The sequence below is a fragment of the Faecalibacterium sp. I4-3-84 genome (assembly GCF_023347255.1).
In the GTDB taxonomy this organism is placed as follows: Bacteria; Bacillota; Clostridia; order Oscillospirales; family Ruminococcaceae; genus Faecalibacterium; species Faecalibacterium taiwanense.
The window spans coordinates 844,283-862,177 of the sequence record NZ_CP094466.1 but is presented as its reverse complement, the minus strand read 5'-3'; the positions used below and the strand labels follow the sequence as shown (position 1 = coordinate 862,177).

General features: G+C 59.1%; 12 protein-coding genes. 1 reads left to right on the top strand and 11 read right to left on the bottom strand.

The genetic code is table 11. The annotated features are described in order from the left end of the window. Window positions 1–1,671, top strand: a complete 1,671-nt coding sequence (locus tag MTP41_RS04230; RefSeq protein WP_249236276.1) for an amino acid ABC transporter ATP-binding/permease protein — start codon at window positions 1–3, stop codon at window positions 1,669–1,671. 62 nt (window positions 1,672–1,733) lie between these two features. On the opposite strand, the gene MTP41_RS04225 is transcribed toward MTP41_RS04230, so the two are convergent. The 11 genes from MTP41_RS04225 to glgB all read right to left on the bottom strand — a co-directional run bounded on the left by MTP41_RS04225 (window position 1,734) and on the right by glgB (window position 17,703). Continuing rightward, window positions 1,734–2,771: an SGNH/GDSL hydrolase family protein gene (locus MTP41_RS04225; protein ID WP_249236275.1), complete on the bottom strand. Its 1,038-nt coding sequence runs from the start codon at window positions 2,769–2,771 to the stop codon at window positions 1,734–1,736. A 205-nt stretch (window positions 2,772–2,976) separates the two neighbouring features. Beyond that, window positions 2,977–4,713: a class I adenylate-forming enzyme family protein gene (locus tag MTP41_RS04220; RefSeq protein ID WP_249236274.1), complete on the bottom strand. Its 1,737-nt coding sequence runs from the start codon at window positions 4,711–4,713 to the stop codon at window positions 2,977–2,979. 225 nt (window positions 4,714–4,938) lie between these two features. After that, on the bottom strand, window positions 4,939–5,868 hold the full coding sequence (locus MTP41_RS04215; RefSeq protein WP_249236273.1) for an ATP-binding cassette domain-containing protein: 930 nt from the start codon (window positions 5,866–5,868) through the stop codon (window positions 4,939–4,941). A 1-nt stretch (window position 5,869) separates the two neighbouring features. Continuing rightward, entirely contained in the window at window positions 5,870–6,922 is a 1,053-nt protein-coding gene (locus tag MTP41_RS04210) for an ABC transporter ATP-binding protein (RefSeq protein WP_005944542.1), read from the bottom strand. 12 nt (window positions 6,923–6,934) lie between these two features. After that, the gene (locus MTP41_RS04205) at window positions 6,935–7,966 is read right to left on the bottom strand and encodes an ABC transporter permease (RefSeq protein ID WP_249236272.1); all 1,032 of its coding nucleotides are present in this window, start codon (window positions 7,964–7,966) and stop codon (window positions 6,935–6,937) included. Then, a complete protein-coding gene (locus tag MTP41_RS04200) occupies window positions 7,966–8,907 on the bottom strand; it encodes an ABC transporter permease (RefSeq protein ID WP_118526474.1) in 942 nt (313 codons plus the stop codon). The genes MTP41_RS04205 and MTP41_RS04200 overlap by 1 nt, the downstream gene beginning before the upstream one ends. 239 nt (window positions 8,908–9,146) lie before the next feature. Further along, window positions 9,147–11,180: an ABC transporter substrate-binding protein gene (locus MTP41_RS04195; RefSeq protein ID WP_249236271.1), complete on the bottom strand. Its 2,034-nt coding sequence runs from the start codon at window positions 11,178–11,180 to the stop codon at window positions 9,147–9,149. A gap of 154 nt (window positions 11,181–11,334) precedes the next feature. Beyond that, entirely contained in the window at window positions 11,335–12,684 is a 1,350-nt protein-coding gene (locus tag MTP41_RS04190; RefSeq protein WP_249236270.1) for a 4Fe-4S dicluster domain-containing protein, read from the bottom strand. Window positions 12,685–12,687: 3 nt separating this feature from the next. Continuing rightward, on the bottom strand, window positions 12,688–13,662 hold the full coding sequence (gene tig, locus MTP41_RS04185; protein WP_249236269.1) for a trigger factor: 975 nt from the start codon (window positions 13,660–13,662) through the stop codon (window positions 12,688–12,690). A 36-nt stretch (window positions 13,663–13,698) separates the two neighbouring features. After that, a complete protein-coding gene (locus tag MTP41_RS04180; protein WP_249236268.1) occupies window positions 13,699–15,618 on the bottom strand; it encodes a hypothetical protein in 1,920 nt (639 codons plus the stop codon). A gap of 135 nt (window positions 15,619–15,753) precedes the next feature. Continuing rightward, a complete protein-coding gene (gene glgB, locus MTP41_RS04175) occupies window positions 15,754–17,703 on the bottom strand; it encodes a 1,4-alpha-glucan branching protein GlgB (protein ID WP_249236267.1) in 1,950 nt (649 codons plus the stop codon). Window positions 17,704–17,895 lie beyond the last annotated feature (192 nt).

Genomic DNA, 17,895 nt, shown 5'->3' with positions numbered 1-17,895 from the left:
ATGAACAAGAGCAATCATCGCAGCCCCTTTGCCATTGTGGGACGGCTGATCGTACTGGTAAAGCCCATGCTGCCCGTTATGCTGGCAGCGATCGTGATGGGGGTGGCAGGCCATTTCTGCGCCACCTTCATTACCATCTTCGGCGGTTTTGGCATCCTGCGTGCGCTGGGGCTTGCAAGCCCGGTGAGGACCGTGGGCACGGCCTTTGCCTGCATTCTGGTGTTTGCGCTGCTGCGCGGCGTTCTGCGTTACGCAGAGCAGGCGTCCAACCACTATATCGCCTTCAAGCTGCTGGCCCTGATCCGCGATAAGGTGTTCGGTGCCTTGCGCCGTCTGACCCCTGCAAAGCTGGAAGGCCGTGACCGCGGTGACCTGATCTCGCTCATCACGGCCGACATCGAGGCGCTGGAGGTGTTCTATGCCCACACCATTTCGCCCATCTGCATCGCGTGCATCTGCGTCATCGGCATGACGGGCTTTGTGGGCAGCTGGCACATCCTGCCTGCGCTGGTGCTGCTGGCGGGCTATCTGCTGGTGGGCGTGGCCCTGCCGGTGTGGAGCGCAAAGCGCGGCGACCGTGCCGCCCGGGAGTACCGTCAGGCACTGGCCGATACCAACAGCTATGTGCTGGAAAGCCTGCGCGGCCTGAAGGATACCCTGCAGTATCAGGACACCGCAGCCCGCGCCGAGGGCATCACGGCCCACAGTGAGATGCTGGGCGAAAAGCAGAAGGCGATGAAATACCGCGAGGGCCTGACCGTGGCCATCACGAACACCTTGATCCTGCTCACGGTGCTGGCCGTGCTGGGTGTGAGCCTGAACCTTTACCAGAGCGGTAAAATGGGCGTGGAGGGCGTACTGGTGTGCACCCTTTCGGCCCTCAGCTCCTTTGGCCCGGTGGTGGCGCTGGCAAACCTTGGTGCCAGCCTGACGCAGGTGTTCGCCAGCGCAGACCGCGTGCTGGACCTGCTGGACGAACAGCCCGTCACCGCCGATGTGACCGACGGCACAGACACCGCATTTGCAGGTGCTGCGGCAGAGCATGTGAACTTTGCCTATGCCAATGAGGAGGTGCTGCATGACCTGAGCCTGACCATTCCGGAAAAGAAGATCGTGGGCATCACCGGCCGCTCCGGCAGCGGAAAGTCTACCTTCCTGCGGCTGCTGATGCGCTTCTGGGATGTATCCAGCGGCAGCATCCGCTTTGGCGCAGAGGATATCCGCCGCGTGAACACCGCCGCCCTGCGCGAACAGGAAAGCCTTGTGACGCAGGAGACCGAGCTGTTCGACGATACCATTGAGAACAACATCCGCATTGCAAAGCGGGATGCCACCCGGGAAGAGGTGGAAGCAGCCTGCAAAAAGGCTGCGCTGGACGGCTTTATCCACAGCCTGCCCAAGGGCTATGATACCCCGGTGGGTGAGCTGGGCGGTGCACTTTCCGGCGGCGAGCGCCAGCGCATCGGTGTGGCGCGTGCCTTCCTGCATGATGCACCCTTCCTGCTGCTGGACGAGCCTACCTCCAATCTGGACAGCCTGAATGAGGGCGTGATCCTCAAGGCTGTGCGGGCAGAGTGCAAAGACAAAACGGTGCTGTTGGTCTCCCACCGCAAGTCTACCATGGCTGCGGCAGATATCAGCTTTTCGGTGGAAAGTGGCCGGCTGAGCTGAAAACAGAACAGCGCAAAAAAAGCCTGTCTCGTAAAATGAGACAGGCTTTTTTGATGGAAAGCTCACTTCAGAGCATTCAAAATCTGGTTTGCAATGTACTGGTGGCCCTTAACGGTGGGGTGGCCGTCGGCAGCGGTCTGCGCACGGGGAATGTCCACATAGATCAAGCCTTCCTGTGCGGCAAGGTCTTTGGCAAAGCGGTTCAATTTGCTGAAATAGCGGTTCCATGCGGGCAGCAGAGGCACCGGATTGGTGTAACCCAGCAGCACGATTTTGGCATCCGGGTTCAGTGCACGGATACTGGCCACGATCTGCGGCAGGCTGGCGGTCACATTGGTATAGGCCTGATCGCAGATCTCATCCATGCCGCGGAACAGCAGGCGGTTGGTGGCGCGGCTCTCGTCAAAGGTAAGGGTCATACGGTTCAGCGCTTCGAGGAAGAGCCCCAGCTTCTGGAAGTTGAAATCACGCAGGGCACCGCTGACCATCAGTGCGGCAAGCTGCTCGCTCTTCCAGTTGGTGGCCTCGCCCAGACCCACGATGCAGGGCACCAGCGCGTCGTTGGAGCCGATCTGGATGGAAATGATATCGGCCTTGCGCAGATACTCCTGATATTCCGGGTAGACGTAATATGCGCCGGAAGCCTGATTCATCTTGGGCATGGCGCTGTTCTGCACCATATCCAGCATGTCAGGGCTCATCAGGCCGGGCAGGCCCAGATTGATCGCGTGCTGGCGGTCCAGCCCAAGGCCCTTGCCCACAAGGGCGGTGTAGCATTGGGAAGGGTAGCCCTCAAAGTTCGGCTGCAGATCGTAGCCGATCTGGGCGATGTTGTATTTCATATCGGCAAGGCCGACACCGGAGGTGATGCTGTCGCCCAGCGCCACATAGGTGAGCTGCTGCTCCGGTTCGCCGGCTGTCTGGGCATCGGCGGGCAGGGCGGTCTCCTGCTCGGCAGGCGCTGCGGTCTGCTCCTGCTGCACCTCTGCTGCTTCGGCGGCAGGCAGCTCCGTCTGTTCGTCGGCAGCAAATGCAGGCATGGCCAGCAGCACAAGCGCTGCCGCTGCGGCCAGAAAGCTGGCAAACTTTTTGTCTTTCATTGTAATTCCTTCTTTCTGGAATGACTGCACCTGTGCGGCACAGCTGTTGTCTCTATGATAAAATGGAAAGTAAAAATTGTCAACTGACAAAATTCAAAAAATTGCGGCCATCGCTGCGTCCGTATTCTGCGGTTCCTTCCATACAAAAAAGCTCTCCCTTTCGGGAGAGCTCAGTGTCTGAAAAATTACAGGGTGAAGTTCAGGATCAGTAATCGCGGGGAGTGATCTCTTCTTCCAGCTTGCGGTAGTCCACCTTGCCAACAGGGGTAAAGGGCATTTCGGAGATGAACTTGTAGCCCACCGGCTGCACATACTCCGGCAGCTCTTCCTTGCACAGCTGGCGCAGTTCCCGCACGATCTGGCGCTTTTTCTTGTCGCCTTCCGGGTCCAGCACCACGTAGACAAAGGGCAGGCGGCCCTGCACATGGTCCTTATCGGTGCAGCCCACCACCGAGCACTGATGCACGGCCGGGTGGCGGCTGATGACGTTCTCGATCATGGACGGGAACACCTTGAAGCCATCGTGACGGATGATCATGCGCTTGATGCGGGAATCCAGATACACAAAGCCGTCCTCGTCCATGTAGCCGACATCGCCGGTGTGTGCCCAGATCTGGCCGTCTGCATGGCGGCGCAGGATCATGTCGGTCTCCTCGGGCTTATTGTAGTAGCCCTTCATGACGGTGGGGGTGCAGATGCAGATCTCGCCGCGCTCACCGATGGGCAGTTCGGTCTCGGTGCCAGGCTCAAAAATGGACACCACCGTGTTCAGCATGGGAATGCCCACGCTGCCGGGCTTGGTCACGTTGCCGGCGGCAACGGTAGCGGCAGAGGCGACCTCGGTCATGCCGTAGCCCTTGGCCAGCGGATATTCCACGTTGTGCGCCTTCAGGAACTCGTTCACAGTCAGCTCAGCGCCCAGCGGCAGCGAGTCGCCGCCGGCGGCATAGTTGCGGATGAAGGAGAGATCCTTCTTCTTCTTGAGCAGCGGAGAAGCTGCCATCTGCTGGTAGTGGGCCGGAACGCCGAACATGTGCTCGGGCTTGTGCTTCCAGATCAGTGCGCCCAGCTTGTCGGGGTCCAGATTGGGGATGATGACGACGTGCAGGCCCATGACCAGCGGCATGTGCACGCCGCAGGCATAGCCGTAGGCAATGAACGGAGGCATGACGTTCATCAGCTTCTGGCCGCGGCAGAACAGGTTGCTCTGGGCGATGAATTCGTGGGCCAGAGAGTTAAAGCTGTCGTCGGTCAGCATAACGCCCTTGGGCGAACCGGTGGTGCCGCCGGTGTGCACCACCACGCAGGCGTGCTGCGGGTCGTAGGGTTCGGCGTTCATGCTCTGATCCTTGCCCTGCGCAATAAAGTCCTTCCAGTGGATCACATTGGACTTGTAGCGGTTCTTATCGGGGGTGGTCAGCTTGTAGCCGACGGCCAGATGCAGCGGCAGAGAGTCTGCGGGGCTGATGACCAGAACGCGCTCCACATTGGTGCGCTTTTCTGCCTTGTGGCAGCGCTCATAGGTCACATTCAGGCAGATCAGCAGGCGGGAATCTACCTCTTCGATGTACTCGTGGATGCCCTCAACGCTGTAGCGCGGGTCCACCAGATTCAGCGTTGCACCGATCATATCGACAGCGTAGAAGGCATAGATCACCTCGGGGGTCATCACGCTGACAACGGTGATGATGTCGCCCTTCTTCACGCCGAGAGCACGGAAGGCGGCCGCGGTTTTCTTGATATTCACAAAGAGGTCTGCAAAGGTGAATTTGCGGCCATAATACTCCAGAGCGGTCTCGCTCAGATGGTTCTTGTTCTGATGGCACAGAAACTCAAAGGCGCTGCACTTGGGCAGGGGCATGTCGATGTATTTCTGGTCATAGTACTTCAGCCAGGGCTTCGCAGTGGACGCATAGAGCGGTTCACGCTGTTCAGTAGTCATAGAATAAAGTCCTCTTTTCTTTCTTTCTTCTTCTTTTCATTGCCAAAAGCCGACAACTTTGCAAAGAAGATGAAAGCCGCCGGTCAGAACAAGCTAATAATTCAAAAATCAGAATCAATGATGCAGATTCTATTGTAGTGGAGCTGCCGGAGAATGTCAAGAAATAAACTTTGAATGTTGCGTAAAAGTGCCGTAAAACAACGATTCCTCCCGAAATGTCGGGGGTCAGCGCGGCAGCCACTGTTCGGCTTCGGCAGCGCTGCACAGTACAAAATGCTCAGGCCGCAGTTCGCGCCACTGGGGGGCCTCTCTGGAGTAGTCGTGCATGGCGGGGTCGTACACCAGCAGCTTTTTCTGCCGCTCCCGGCGGGGGTCCGGCATGGGAATGGCGGAAAGCAGGCTGCGGGTATAGGGGTGGATGGCGTGGGCTGTCAACTCTTCAGCTTCGGCCAGCTCCACGATGCGGCCCTTGTGGATGACGGCGATGCGGTCGGAGATGTAGCGCATCACGGAAAGATCGTGGGCGATGAACAGGTAGGTGATGCCGCGTTCCTTCTGCAGGCGGCGCAGCAGGTTCAGCACCTGTGCACGGATGGACATATCCAGTGCGCTGATGGGCTCATCGGCAACGATGAACTCCGGCTCCACGATCAGGGCTCGGGCAATGCCGATGCGCTGGCGCTGTCCGCCGGAAAATTCGTGGGGGAAGCGGGAGGCAAATTCCGGCAGCAGACCCACGTCCAGCAGAGCCTGACGCACCTTTTCCTCCTGCTGGGCGGTGGAAAGATCAGGCCGGACGTTCTGCAGGCCCTCGCCCACGATATAGCTCACTTTGGCGCGCTCGTTCAGCGAGGACTGCGGGTCCTGAAAGATCATCTGGATCTCTTTGATGATCTGCCTGTCCAGCTGGCGGGAAATTCTGCCGTTGATCTTCTGGCCCTTATAAAGGATCTCGCCGCCGGAGGTGGGCAGGATGCGCAGGATGGCGCGGCCAATGGTAGTTTTGCCGCTGCCGCTTTCGCCTACAAGGCCGAAGGTCTCGCCCTTATAAATTTTAAAGTTGGCATCCTGCACAGCTTCATATGCTTTTTTGCCGGAGCCGTAGGTTACGTTCAGGTGGTTCACTTCCACAAGAACTTCGCGTTCATTTTCCATCTTACAGCCCCTCCTCTCGCAGCATTTTTACCGCAGCAGGCGGCTCGATCTTGGGTGCCCGGGGGTCCAGCAGCCATGTTTTGGCCTTGTGGGTGGGCGTTACCTCAAAGTAAGGCGGGCGCTTGACAAAATCGATCTTCAGCGCCTGCGGGTTGCGGGGTGCAAAAGCATCGCCGCGAATTTCCGCAAACAGGTTTGGCGGTGTGCCCACGATGTTGAACAGGTCCTCGCCCTTTACGCCCATCTGGGGCATACTGGAAAGCAGTGCCCATGTGTAGGGGTGGCGGGGATCGTAATAAATTTCGTCAGCAGTGCCGATCTCCACAATGTCGCCTGCGTACATCACAGCCACGCGGTCTGCAATGTTTGCCACAACGCCCAGATCGTGGGTGATCATGACGATGGTCAGATCGTACTTGAACCGCATCTCCTTCAAAAGCTGCAAAATCTGGGCTTGAATGGTCACGTCCAGTGCGGTGGTAGGCTCGTCGCAGATCAGGATCTTGGGGCTGCAGGCCACCGCAATGGCAATGACCACACGCTGGCGCATGCCGCCGGAGAACTCGTGCGGGTACTGCTTAAAGCGCTTTTCCGGGTCAGAGATGCCCACATCCCGCAGGTATTCCAGTGTTTTTTCCTTGGCGGCAGCACCCTTTAAGCCCTGATGCAGGGCAACGGCTTCCATGATCTGTGCCCCGATGGTCTTCAGCGGGTTCAGGCTGGTCATGGGGTCCTGCATGACCATGGCGATCTCTCGGCCGCGTACCCGCAGCCAGTCCTTTTCGGTTCTGAGGTCAGAAAGGCGCAGCGGCTTGCCGTCCGCCATGCCGTAGTAATCAATGGTGCCGCTGGTAATGGAGCCGTTGGCATCCAGCAGGCCCATGAAGCTCTTGGTGAACACGCTCTTGCCGGAGCCGCTCTCGCCCACGATGGCGAGCACTTCGCCCTGATAGAGGTCAAGGTCGATGCCGCGGATGGCATGCAGCACTTTTCCACGCAGGTTGAACTGGATGTTGACATCTTTTGCGGAGAGAATGAGCTGGTTGTGTTCCATGATATCCCCTCCTTACTGCAGATGGTTCTTCGGATCGGCAGCATCCGAGAAAGCGTTGCCGATCAGATAGAACGCAATGGTAACAAAGCTCAGGATGAGGGTGGGGTACAGCAGCTGGTAGCGCAGCCCGGCCTGCATCATCACCTTGCGGCCGTCGTTGACCAGGTTGCCCAGCGAGGGGGTCTCCACGGACAGGCCCAGACCGATGTAGGTGATGAACACCTCGTTGCCAATGGCTTCCGGGATGGTGAGGGCCATGCGCAGCATGATGACCGAGACGAGATACGGCAGCAGGTTGCGCAGCACGATGCGGATGGTGGGCGTGCCGATGCAGCGGGATGCCACATTGTAATCCCGGTCGCGGATGATGAGGATCTGATTGCGGATGAAGCGTGCCATTTCGATCCAGCCCTTGATGGCCATGCCAAGGACCATGGTCCAGATGCTGGGGGTGGCTACATAGGAAATGAGGATCAGCACGATGGCGGTGGGAATGTTATCGAAGATGTTGTACAACTCGGTGAACACAAAGTCCAGCCCGCGCACATAGCCCCACAGCACACCGGCGGTAATGCCCACCACAGCTTCGATGAGGGCCACGAAAAAGGCGATAGTCAGACTGGTGCGTGCACCGGCCCAGATGCGTGTCCACAGGTCCTGACCGATGGAGTTGGAACCCCAGATAAAGCCGTCCTGCCCGGGGGCGATGTTGCGGTACTGAATGCCGGTCACAGGGTCCACGGCGCACAGGTTCGGGTCAGCCTGGCCGGGCAGGTGGGGCTGGATGAATGCAAAGGCAACCACAGCTGCCAGCGCGATCAGCAGGGTCACGGCGAACTTGTTCTTGAAAAAGGCACGGAAGGTGCTGCCCCAGTAGCTGTAGTTGGAGCTGGCGGTGGCTTCGGCCTGTTCCTCACTGAACCCGGCGGGGGTGAACAGCTCATCCTCCGGCAGATCTTCCCAGCCGGTGCGGCGCTGTGCCTGAGCAGCATTCAGCTGATCCTCCAGCTGCTTCGATTTTTCGCGTTTCAGAAAAGAGAGCATCAGCGTCCACCTTCTTTCTTGCCAAAGTTGATGCGGGGGTCAATGAGCACCATGAGCACATCGCCCAAAATCAGGCCGATGATGCCCACGCAGGCGTACAGCAGCACGATGCCCTGCACCATGGTGTTGTCGTGGCGCTGCACGCAGGTGACCAGCAGGCCGCCCATGCCCGGGATGCTGTACAGGCTTTCGATGTAGATGGAGCCGACGACAGTGTTCAGGAATGCGGAGGGAATGTACTGCACCAGCGGCACCATGGCGTTGCGGAATACGTGGTGCAGGGCGATATTGTTCTCGCTCACACCCTTGGCTCGGGCCAGCTTGACGTAGTCCTTGTTGCTCTCGTCCACCATATAGCGGCGCAGCCACATGGCGTAGAACGCAAGGTTTGCAAGGCTCATGCTGCACACCGGCAGCACCCAATAGCGCCAGTCGGAAGCGTCGAACAGCAGGCCCACGCCCATGGCGGTGGTGCCGTACATCTGGATATACAAAAAGTACACTGCCGCAGGCACCGCCTGAATGAGCACGATGAATGCCGTGCCCAGCTTATCCGGCCAGCGGCCCTTATAACGGCCCATGACAAGGCCCAGCGGGATGCCCAGCACAAGGCTCAGCAGCATGGCCAGCACACCCATCTCGATGGAAATGGGCAGCTTCTGGGCAAGGATCCTGGTCACGGGAGCGTTGAGCTTGTAAATGTGGCTCACGCCCAGATCACCGTGCAAAGCGTTCACCCAGAAATGGCCGATCTGTACCGGCAGCGGGTCCAGCAGGCCCATGGACTGCAAACCGGCCTGGATCTGTGCCTCGGTCATTTTTTCGTAGTTTGCAAAGTAGCCTTCCACCGGCATGAGCCGCAGCAGGCAGAACACCAGCGTCACAATGACGAACAGGGTCAGAATGGAGCGCCCGATGCGTTTTGCGAGATATTGCACCATAGCTGTGCACCTCTCTTTTCTTTATAAATACAGATAAGTATAGAATAACGCAAAATCTTACGTTTGGAAAGTGATTTGTCGTTTTTTGATCGAAAGTTGTTGAAATGCCGTTTTCCGCTGCGGCCCTTCCGGTGAAAAAGTAAATCGGAAAAATCCGCAGATTTTTCCGATTTACAACTAAAAATAAATTTCCGCTGAAAATATCCAGAGCGTCAGCGGAGGATATTCAAATCAAAAACTCACCGCGCATCCCGGTTGGCATTATACTCGTCCATGGAAACGTAGTGGTCGAGGATGTGCACGCCCTTCAGACGGTTGGTGGAAAGGCCTGTGGGCGCGTACTGGCCCTCCCACAGGTTCAGGCGGGTGGCAATGTAGGGCGGCACCGGCATCCCCAGCGGGATGACCAGTGCGTTCTCAATGAGAAAGGCTTCGGCATCCGCAAAGGCTTCGTACCGGGCATCCAGATCCTCGGTGATGGTCTTGGCGTTCTCCACCATGGACATGTACTGCATCACGAGGTCGGCGGTCTCGCCGGTCACGATGCCGTCCTCCACGCCGGTGCGCAGGAAGCTGTAGCAGGTGCCGCGGTCGCCGGCTTCCTGATAGAAGGGGTACACCTCGGTCTCGGGGTCGGAGTAATCGGCACCCCAGTAGTAGGACATCAGCTGGTAGGCACCCGCCCGGCGCACCGCGTTCAGGAAGTTGTCGGACGGACCCTGCGTGATGATGATGCTGATGAAGTCGAAGCCGTCGTTCAGCACGGCTTCCACCTGCTGCTTGAACACCTGACACTGCTTGTCCCAGTCCACCACAGCGGGGTTGTACGGATACTGGATCTTGATGGGGAAGGTGACACCGGCGGCGGTCAGCTCTTCCACGGCGGCATCACGGTACTCTTTGGCCTTGGCTTCGTCAAAGAAGTCGGAGAGGTTTGCAAGGCCGCCGCACTCAGTATAATCCACGCCTTTGCTGTTGGCACAGAAGGACGGCGGAGTGATGGTGTGCAGCTTGTAGTTATCGTAGCCTTCCGGCGCGGTGACGGCCAGCGTGACGGAGGGATTGATGGCATACAGGAAAGCCCTGCGGAAGTTGGTGGAGTTGATGGCCTTGGCCCAATTGTCCGGCTCGTACTGGGCATCCACGCCGGTCACGGTCCAGTTTGAGAACTCGTGGCGGTAGGGCAGGAAGTTGAAGATGTAGAAGTAGCTCTTGCCGGTTTCCGGGCGCTCCATGGAAACCATGTCCTTGGTGGTGTCGTCGGCCAGCCAGCTGTCCAGAATGTCGGAGCTGATGGTAGCCTGATCGATCTCGCCGCGCTTGACCATCTCCGGGCCGCTGATCAGCTCTTCCTGATTGTAGATGTAGCGCACCGTGTCGATGTAAACGCTGTCGGCATCGTAGTTTTCGGGGTTCTTCTTCATCACCCAGTTTTCCAGCGGGGTGTACTCGGCCAGATAGAACGCGCCGCAGCTGCAGGCGGTCTCGGCACTGGTGCAGAACTGGTCGGCAAACTCCTCCAGCAGCGGGCCGTAGGCAGGCTCGTAGGGAGCATAGCTCAGCAGGCTGAGGAAGCCGGGAAAGTCGAAGTTCAACGTGTAGGTCAGGGTGTGGTCGTCCACAGCCTTCACGCCCACGGTGGAAAAATCCACAGCCGGGTATTCGGTGGTGGTGCCGTCGGCGGCAGCGGCGGTCACGGTGCCGTTGGCATCAATGGCGTAGGTGGTGCCGTCCTCGGCCACGGTGCCGTTATTGGCGTTGTTGCGGTAAACGCAGTAGTTATAGTAGTCGTCCGCACCGGCCACATAGGGGGTGACAAGGCTTGCAGTGGAGGAAGCGTAGTCCGGATTCAGCACATAGGCCAGCGCATCCACAAAGTCCTGCGCGGTCACAGGGCCAAGCACCTCGCCGTTGCAGTCCACCCAGTTCTCATCCCGCAGGTGGAACGTCCATGTCAGGCTGTCGGCATCCCATTCCCAAGCAGTGGCAAGGCCCTCCCGGATCTTGCCGCGGTTGTCGTACTCCACCAGCGTGTCGATGCACTGAGTGCCGTGGTAAAGGTCCGGGTCAGCTGAGCAGACCAGATAGTTCAGGGTGGCGGGCTGACGGGAATACAGCACGGTGTAGGTGGAGCTGCTGCCGGCAGCGCCGGTGCTGCCGCCATTGGAAGCGGAAGAGCCGCCGCAGCTGCTCAGCAGACCAGCCGCTGCTACAGAAAGGGCGGCTGCGCCGCTGCCTTGCAGGAACTGGCGGCGGGAGATGGAATGAGCCATAGTAAAATCCTTCTTTCGTAAGATCTTGGCAAAAGCTTGCTTCGTGCTTTGGGATAAGAAAGGGGTAACGGAAATAGCTCCGTTACCCCTTTGTAACAGTCGGTGGCCACGGTGCGTGGTCTTATGGTCAGTATAGCATTGAATCTGTGCGCCGTCAATCGTTTTTCGGTGTGTCGGGCACATCCTTTTCTGCGGTGTTTTCCGGTGCGGCAGCAGGGGTTTCGTCCAGCGCGGCGGGGGCTGCTTTTTCCGGGGTCAGTGCTGTGATCACGGAACCGGCCGCAGCGGTTTCTGCGGGGGCGGCAGCCGTCTGTACAGCTGTCTCAGCAGCGTCGGCACCGGCTTCGGCTGCTGCCTTGGCGGCTTCCTCTGCAGCCTTTTTGGCTTCGCGCTCCTCACGCAGCTGCTTTGCCTTGGCAGCGGCTTCTTCCTGCCGCTTTTTGGTGCGGGCCTTGATGCGGCACACGGTGCACACACCATCCACACTGCCCGGCGCAATGGGCTTGCCGCATTCCTTGCACAGGGTCTTGGTGCATTTGTGTACACTTACCGGGCCAAGGGTGGTGAGCTGGCGCAGCTTCATGCCGTTGATGCCATGGTTGGAGCAGGAGGCCACGCACACCTCGCACTCGCTGCACTTCCACGGCGTGATGACGATGCGGGTCTGGCCGTCGGGCAGGTCCTCCAGCTTCAGCGCACCGGCGCGGCAGGCCTTTTCGCACTTGCCGCAGCCAAAGCATTTATCGGTAAAGTTGGGCAGGTAGTAGCCGTACTTCAGCGGCGTTTCCATGGATGCCTTCAGCTGCTTTGTGCGCTGGTGCAGCAAAAGGCGGAAATCCACACCGCCGTCGTCCTCGCTGTGCAGGCCGGGCAGCATCTGCAGCAGCTTTTTGGTGCCACTTTTGGAGCCGTGGCTCACCTGCTCAAACATTTCGCGGCGGCTCAGCTCCTTTACGTGGTAGAGCGCTTCGTCCGGCTCGTAGGCCAGAGTGAACCGTGCCTCGAACATGGGCTGGCCAAAGAAATCCACAAGCCTTGTCAGCTCCTTGCGCAGCTGGGCGGCGCACAGGTCGTTCTCACATTCACCGCAGGGGGTCAGATCCAGCACGATCTTTTTGTTCAGGGCAAGGTAGGCCAGTGTCTCCCATGTGAGGGCAGAGATGCAGGTGCGCACCATGGAATTTTTGCGGGTGGACTTTTCGCAGCCGATCCAGATGGTGTCATTGTCGGTATCGGCGGCAGAGGTGTCCCGCTGCACCTGCTCCGGCGAAGGGATGATGCAGCCGCTGCGGCAGGCAGAGACGCACAGGCCGCACTCGGTACAGGGGTCCCAGTCCTTCACAAGGTTCGGGCGGGTAAAGATCTGTTCGCCATAGGGGCAGATATCCTTGCACTCGGTGCAGGGCTTGCGATGGGGATGCAGGTTCCAGCACTGGCGGCGGTTGATCTCGGGATGGGTAGTTTTCATCAGCATATCCATCGCGGTGCGTGTAAAAAAGCCCATAGTTTACTCCTTTTCCACAACCGAAGTGATGTTTGCGTGGTCGATCAGGAAACGCTGCACCTTCTGAGTGGTCACGGCAGAGGCCACAGCGTCCCGGCTGAGCACATTGCGGATCTCGGCTTCCGGGGTATCGTGCAGCTTGGAAAGGCGGACGTACTCGGCATCCACCTCTGCGTTGGACACGGTGATCTGTTCGGCCTTGGCGATGGCCTGCACCGCAAGGATGCTGCGCATCTTGCGCTCGGCATCCCGGCGGAAGGCGGCGCGCACCTCGTCCGGTGTGGTCTGGCCTGCTTTGCAGTACAGCTCCATGGTCATTTTGCTGCGGCGCAGCCGTTCGCGCAGGGCGTTCATGTCATGGTCGGCATTCTGGTCCAGAATGGCGTTATCCAGCTCCGCCGTCAGATTGGCACCGGCCATGCCCAGCAAGGCGGCTCCGGCAATTCGGTCGGCGTTGGCCTCGTGGGAGCGGCGCTTTTTCTCGCGGATGCTCTCCTTCAGGGCATCCACCGTATCAAAGCCCAGTGTCTTGGCAAAGGCATCGTCCAGCGGTACAGGCTGCTTTTGCTCCACGGTGTGCAGGGTGATGGCGAATTGCGCCGTCTTGCCGGAAAGCTCCGGCACCCGGAACTCGGCGGGATAGGTAAAATCGAATCGGAAGCTCTCGCCTGCTTTGTGGCCGTACACGGCATCCTCGGCGGCGGGCATCAGCTGACCGGTGCCCAGCACAACGGTCACATTTTCCATTTTGCTTTCCGGAATGGGTGCGCCGTCCATGAAGCCCTCAAAATCCAGCGTGACGCGCATCCCGCGCGCGGCGGACTTTTCCACCGGTGCAAAGGGGGCGTGGGTGCGGGTGAGGTTCGCCGCCTCCAGCTCCACGGCCTTTTCCGATACCGGGCGCACCCGGCGGGTGAATTCCAGCCCCTTGTATTGGCCCAGCGTGACCTTGGGCAGGGCGGTTGCATTCTGTTCCATGGGAAATACTCCTTTTATATCCAAAGCGTTTGCAATTTAAAGTCCATGTCCGGCAAGCCAGGCTTCCGCCACCTGCGAGAACATTTCGGGGTAGAGGACATCCTCCTGCGCGAAGGCATCCAGATAATACTCCACCTCAGCCCGGTCGGCAGGCTCGGTGCGCTCCCACACGGTGAACACGGTGCCGTTGCCCATGTCAAAGCTGGCGGCCTGCGTAAAGTGCTCATCCCGCGCGGCGCAGAAGAGGGCATTCCACCGGCCGGAGAGCTCGCCACCGCTGACAAAGGTCTGGGGGAGCGGCTCTGCGGTGAGCACATACTTCGCCTCAAAGAACCGCACCGGGAACTCGTGGGTGCCCGGGATGGAGATGCCGGCGGCCAGCTTGCCCTGCAGCTGGATGTCCGGCAGGGCGGCGTACTGGAACATGTCCGAGTTGTACAGCATATCGTGGGGGATCATGTAGGCAAACTCGCCCTTTTCCGCATCGCAGTGGGCATCGATCCAGTCGTCCACGCGCTGGATCTGGGCGGCGTCGGTGCGGTCGTAGGTGAGCTTGTCCAGCCGGACGAATTCCGACACGGCCTTGAGGGGAAAATGATCCACCACAAAGCCCGGCAGAGCAACGGTGGTCAGCGGCGAGCAGCGCACGGACACCGCAAACACCATGGTAAAGCCCCAGTAGCAGAGCTTGACGGCGGTGTGCTTTTTCAGGCCGTCGGCCAGTGCGGCGGAACCAACGAGGAACAGCAGCAGCCACCCAGGCACGAACAGCAGCATCTGGTGGGAGCCGGTGTTCTGTACCCGGGTAAACAGCACAAGGCTCACCAGCAGCTCTGCCCCTGCAAGGCAGGGCAGGGCAGGCAGACGGCGTTTTGCGGCAAACCACAGCCCCATTCCGATGAGGATGAAGTTCAGCAAACCGATGCGCAGTGTTTGTGCGGCCAGCTCCAGCGTGATGCCGCCGAAGTTGTAGTAAGAGTAGCGCCCGGCGTAGTCAAAGCTTAAAATTTTGCGCACCATGGGCAGAAGCAGCAGCACCATGGCCCCGGCCGCACACAAGCCGAACACCACCAGCCGTACCATGCGGTGCACAGCGCGGCTGGGTTGGCCATCTTTTGCCAGCCGGATGCTGGAAACTGCCAGCATCAGCACGTAGGCAAAGCAGTAGCCCACCACAAAATATAAGTACCAGCGCCGGGTGAGGATGACCCCCGCCGTGGCGGCGAAGATGAGCAGATAGCGGGGCAGGTCGATGCCGTCAAAGCGGTAGTCCAGTGTGAGCAGCATGAGCATGAAGGCAAAGATCAGCCCGAACCAGTCCGGCTGGCCCAGCACCGCCGACATGCGCACGAACGGGAAGGTAGCGCACCACGAAAAGCCGATGAGGAAATACCAGAACCGGTTCTTTACCCGTAGCATCCGGCCCACCTTGACCGTCAGGCCCGCCAGCAGCACCAGCAGGCTGGGCAGTACGCTGAATACCTGACAGAATGCGTAGTCGTCGCCGGTCTTGCCGCTCAGGCAGAACGGGAACTCGGTGAACAGGGTGATGAAATTCGTATAGTCCTCGGTGATGGAATCGAGGAGAAACCGGAAGCCTGCGCCTGTGTTCTGGGCAAAGGCGGCTTCGGCATGATACTGCTTTAGAATGTAGTTTACGTAGTCCCAGTGGTAGAGGAAGGTGCGGCTGCCGAGGGTCCAGTAAAAGTAAAGCACGGCCGCTGCCCACAGGCCCACCAGCACCGCCTTGTGGAACAGGTCCAGCTCTATACCGGCCCGGCGCAGCACCAGCAGCGCCAGTGCAAACAGTGCTGCATTGCACCACAGGCTCACCAGCGGGAAAAACAGGCTGCTGCCCGGTGCGGCAAGGCAAAATATTATAAGCGCCATCGCTCCGGTAGCAAGGCCCAGCCAGACCTTGCCAAGGACAGACAGACGGGAAACGATTCCACTCATCCCAAAAACCTCTCAGCTGCAGAATATCACAGCTACAGTATAGCAAGCAAAATCTGCACTGTCCAGCCGCTGTGCACGGAAAACAACAAAATGTCCCGCCGCTTTGAACGCAGACGGGACATTTTAAAACGAATATTACTTGTTGGAATTGGCTGCGGCCTTTGTGCTGCGGGCAGCGCGGCGCTTTGCGTTCAGGGCCTTGTTGGCGCTGATGCGGGCCGCATCGGGGTTCGGGGCCTCCGGCGCAAGGCGCAGCAGGCAGCTGCCCATGGCAGGCAGGTCTACTGTAAGGGTATAGTCCCGACCAAACACACCGCCATCGGTGGTGTGAAGCTTTGTCTTGCGGCGGCCCTTCAGTGCACCGCCCCACTCGGGGGATTCGGTGTTCAGCACCTCCTCGGCACTGCAGGGAAAGCGCAGATACAGCGGGAACTTTTTGTGGGCGTGGTCCTGCGTGTTCATGATGCACAGCAGGTTTTCGCCCCGGCCCTTGCGCAGCCATGCGTACACGCCCTCGCTGCGGCTCTCGCAGGCCACCCACTCAAAGCAGTCGGGGTTGTACTCGCCATCGTAGAGTGCAGGCTCAGTGGAATACACCCGGCACAGGTGGGCAAAGTATTTCTGGAAGGCATCGTGGAAGGGATATTTCAGCAGATCCCAGTCCAGCTCCCGCTTTTCGTCCCACTCCCGGAAGTGCCCCATCTCGTTGCCCATGAAGTTCAGCTTCTTGCCCGGGTGCATATACATATAAAAATACAGGGTGCGCAGCTGGGCGCATTTTTCCGCGTAGGTGCCCCACAGCTTATCGATGATGGTCTTTTTGCCGTGCACCACCTCGTCGTGGCTCAGCGCCAGCAGATACAGCTCGTTGTAGAAGTAATGCATGCTGAAAACGATCTTGCCGTAGGCATTCGGACGCTCGCCGAAGGGGGTGGCAAAATAGTCCAGTGTGTCGTGCATCCAGCCCATGTCCCACTTGTAGTCGAAGCCCACGCCGTCGTAGCGGGTGGGAGCTGTCACCTTGAGGAAGTTGGTGGAGTCCTCTGCCATGTAGATGCCGGTGGGCCAGCGCTCGTTCAGGCCGTGGTTCAGGCTGCGCAGAAAGTTCACAGCCCCCTCGTTCACGCCGCGGTTCGGGTCTCCCTGCCAGTACAGCGCGCGGGAAATGGCGTCCATGCGGATGCCGTCGCAGTGGTACACGTCCATCCACAGGGCAGCGGCACTGTTCAAAAAGCTGCACACCTCCCGGCGGTAGTAATTGAAGTTGCAGGTGCCCCACTCGCTGTGGCCCACATCGCTGTCGTACTCGTAGAGGTGGGTGCCGTCAAACATTGCCAGAGCGTCGGCGTTGGCGGCAAAGTGCACCGGCACAAAGTCCATGATGACGCCGATGCCCATGCGGTGGCAAGCGTTGACGAAGCCGGCAAACTGGGCGGGGGTGCCGTAGCGGCTGGTGACGGAAAAATAGCCGGTGGTCTGGTAGCCCCAGCTGCCGTCAAAGGGATGCTCTGCCAGCGGCAGCAGCTCCACATGGGTAAAGTGATGGTCCAGCAGCCAGGGAATCAGCTCCTTGGCCAGCTCCTCATAATTGTACCAGCCGTCTGAGCCATCAGCCTCCTTGCTGCCGGGCTTGTGCCGCCAGCTGCCAACGTGCATCTCGTAGATGTTCAGCGGGCGGTTGCGGCATTTGTCGCGGCGCTCCATCCATGCACTGTCATCAAAATGAAAGTCCAGCTTTACCAGACGGCTGGCCGTACCAGGCCGCAGCTCGGTGGAAAATGCGTAGGGGTCGCTGCGCATCACCACACTGCCGTCGGCACCATGCACCCGGTATTTATAAAGGTCGCCCTCTGCAAGGCCGGGGATGAATGCGCTCCATACGCCGGTATCGGCTTTTTCCATGGGCACGCCTGCCTCCCAGCCGTCGAAGCCGCCGCAGACCTCCACTGCCGTGGCACCGGGGGCCCACACCGCAAAACGCCACCCTTCGGTGCCGTTGTCGGAGCAGGGATGGGCACCAAGGATGCGGTAGGCATCAAAGCAGTCTCCATTGAAGAATTCACGGGGAATGGCGGGGTAATTCATGCAAAGATCTCCTTACATTCTATGATAGGCAGCGCCCGGCGGCACTGCATGTGACACAGGTGTTTGGGCAATATATCCAATAAGAACAAGACGAAATGGGGCATAGTAGCTGATATTCTTGTAGATTCTTGACAAAAATCGGCAAATATTAACATAATTTACAGATTCTGTGCTATACTATTCCTGCCGCCG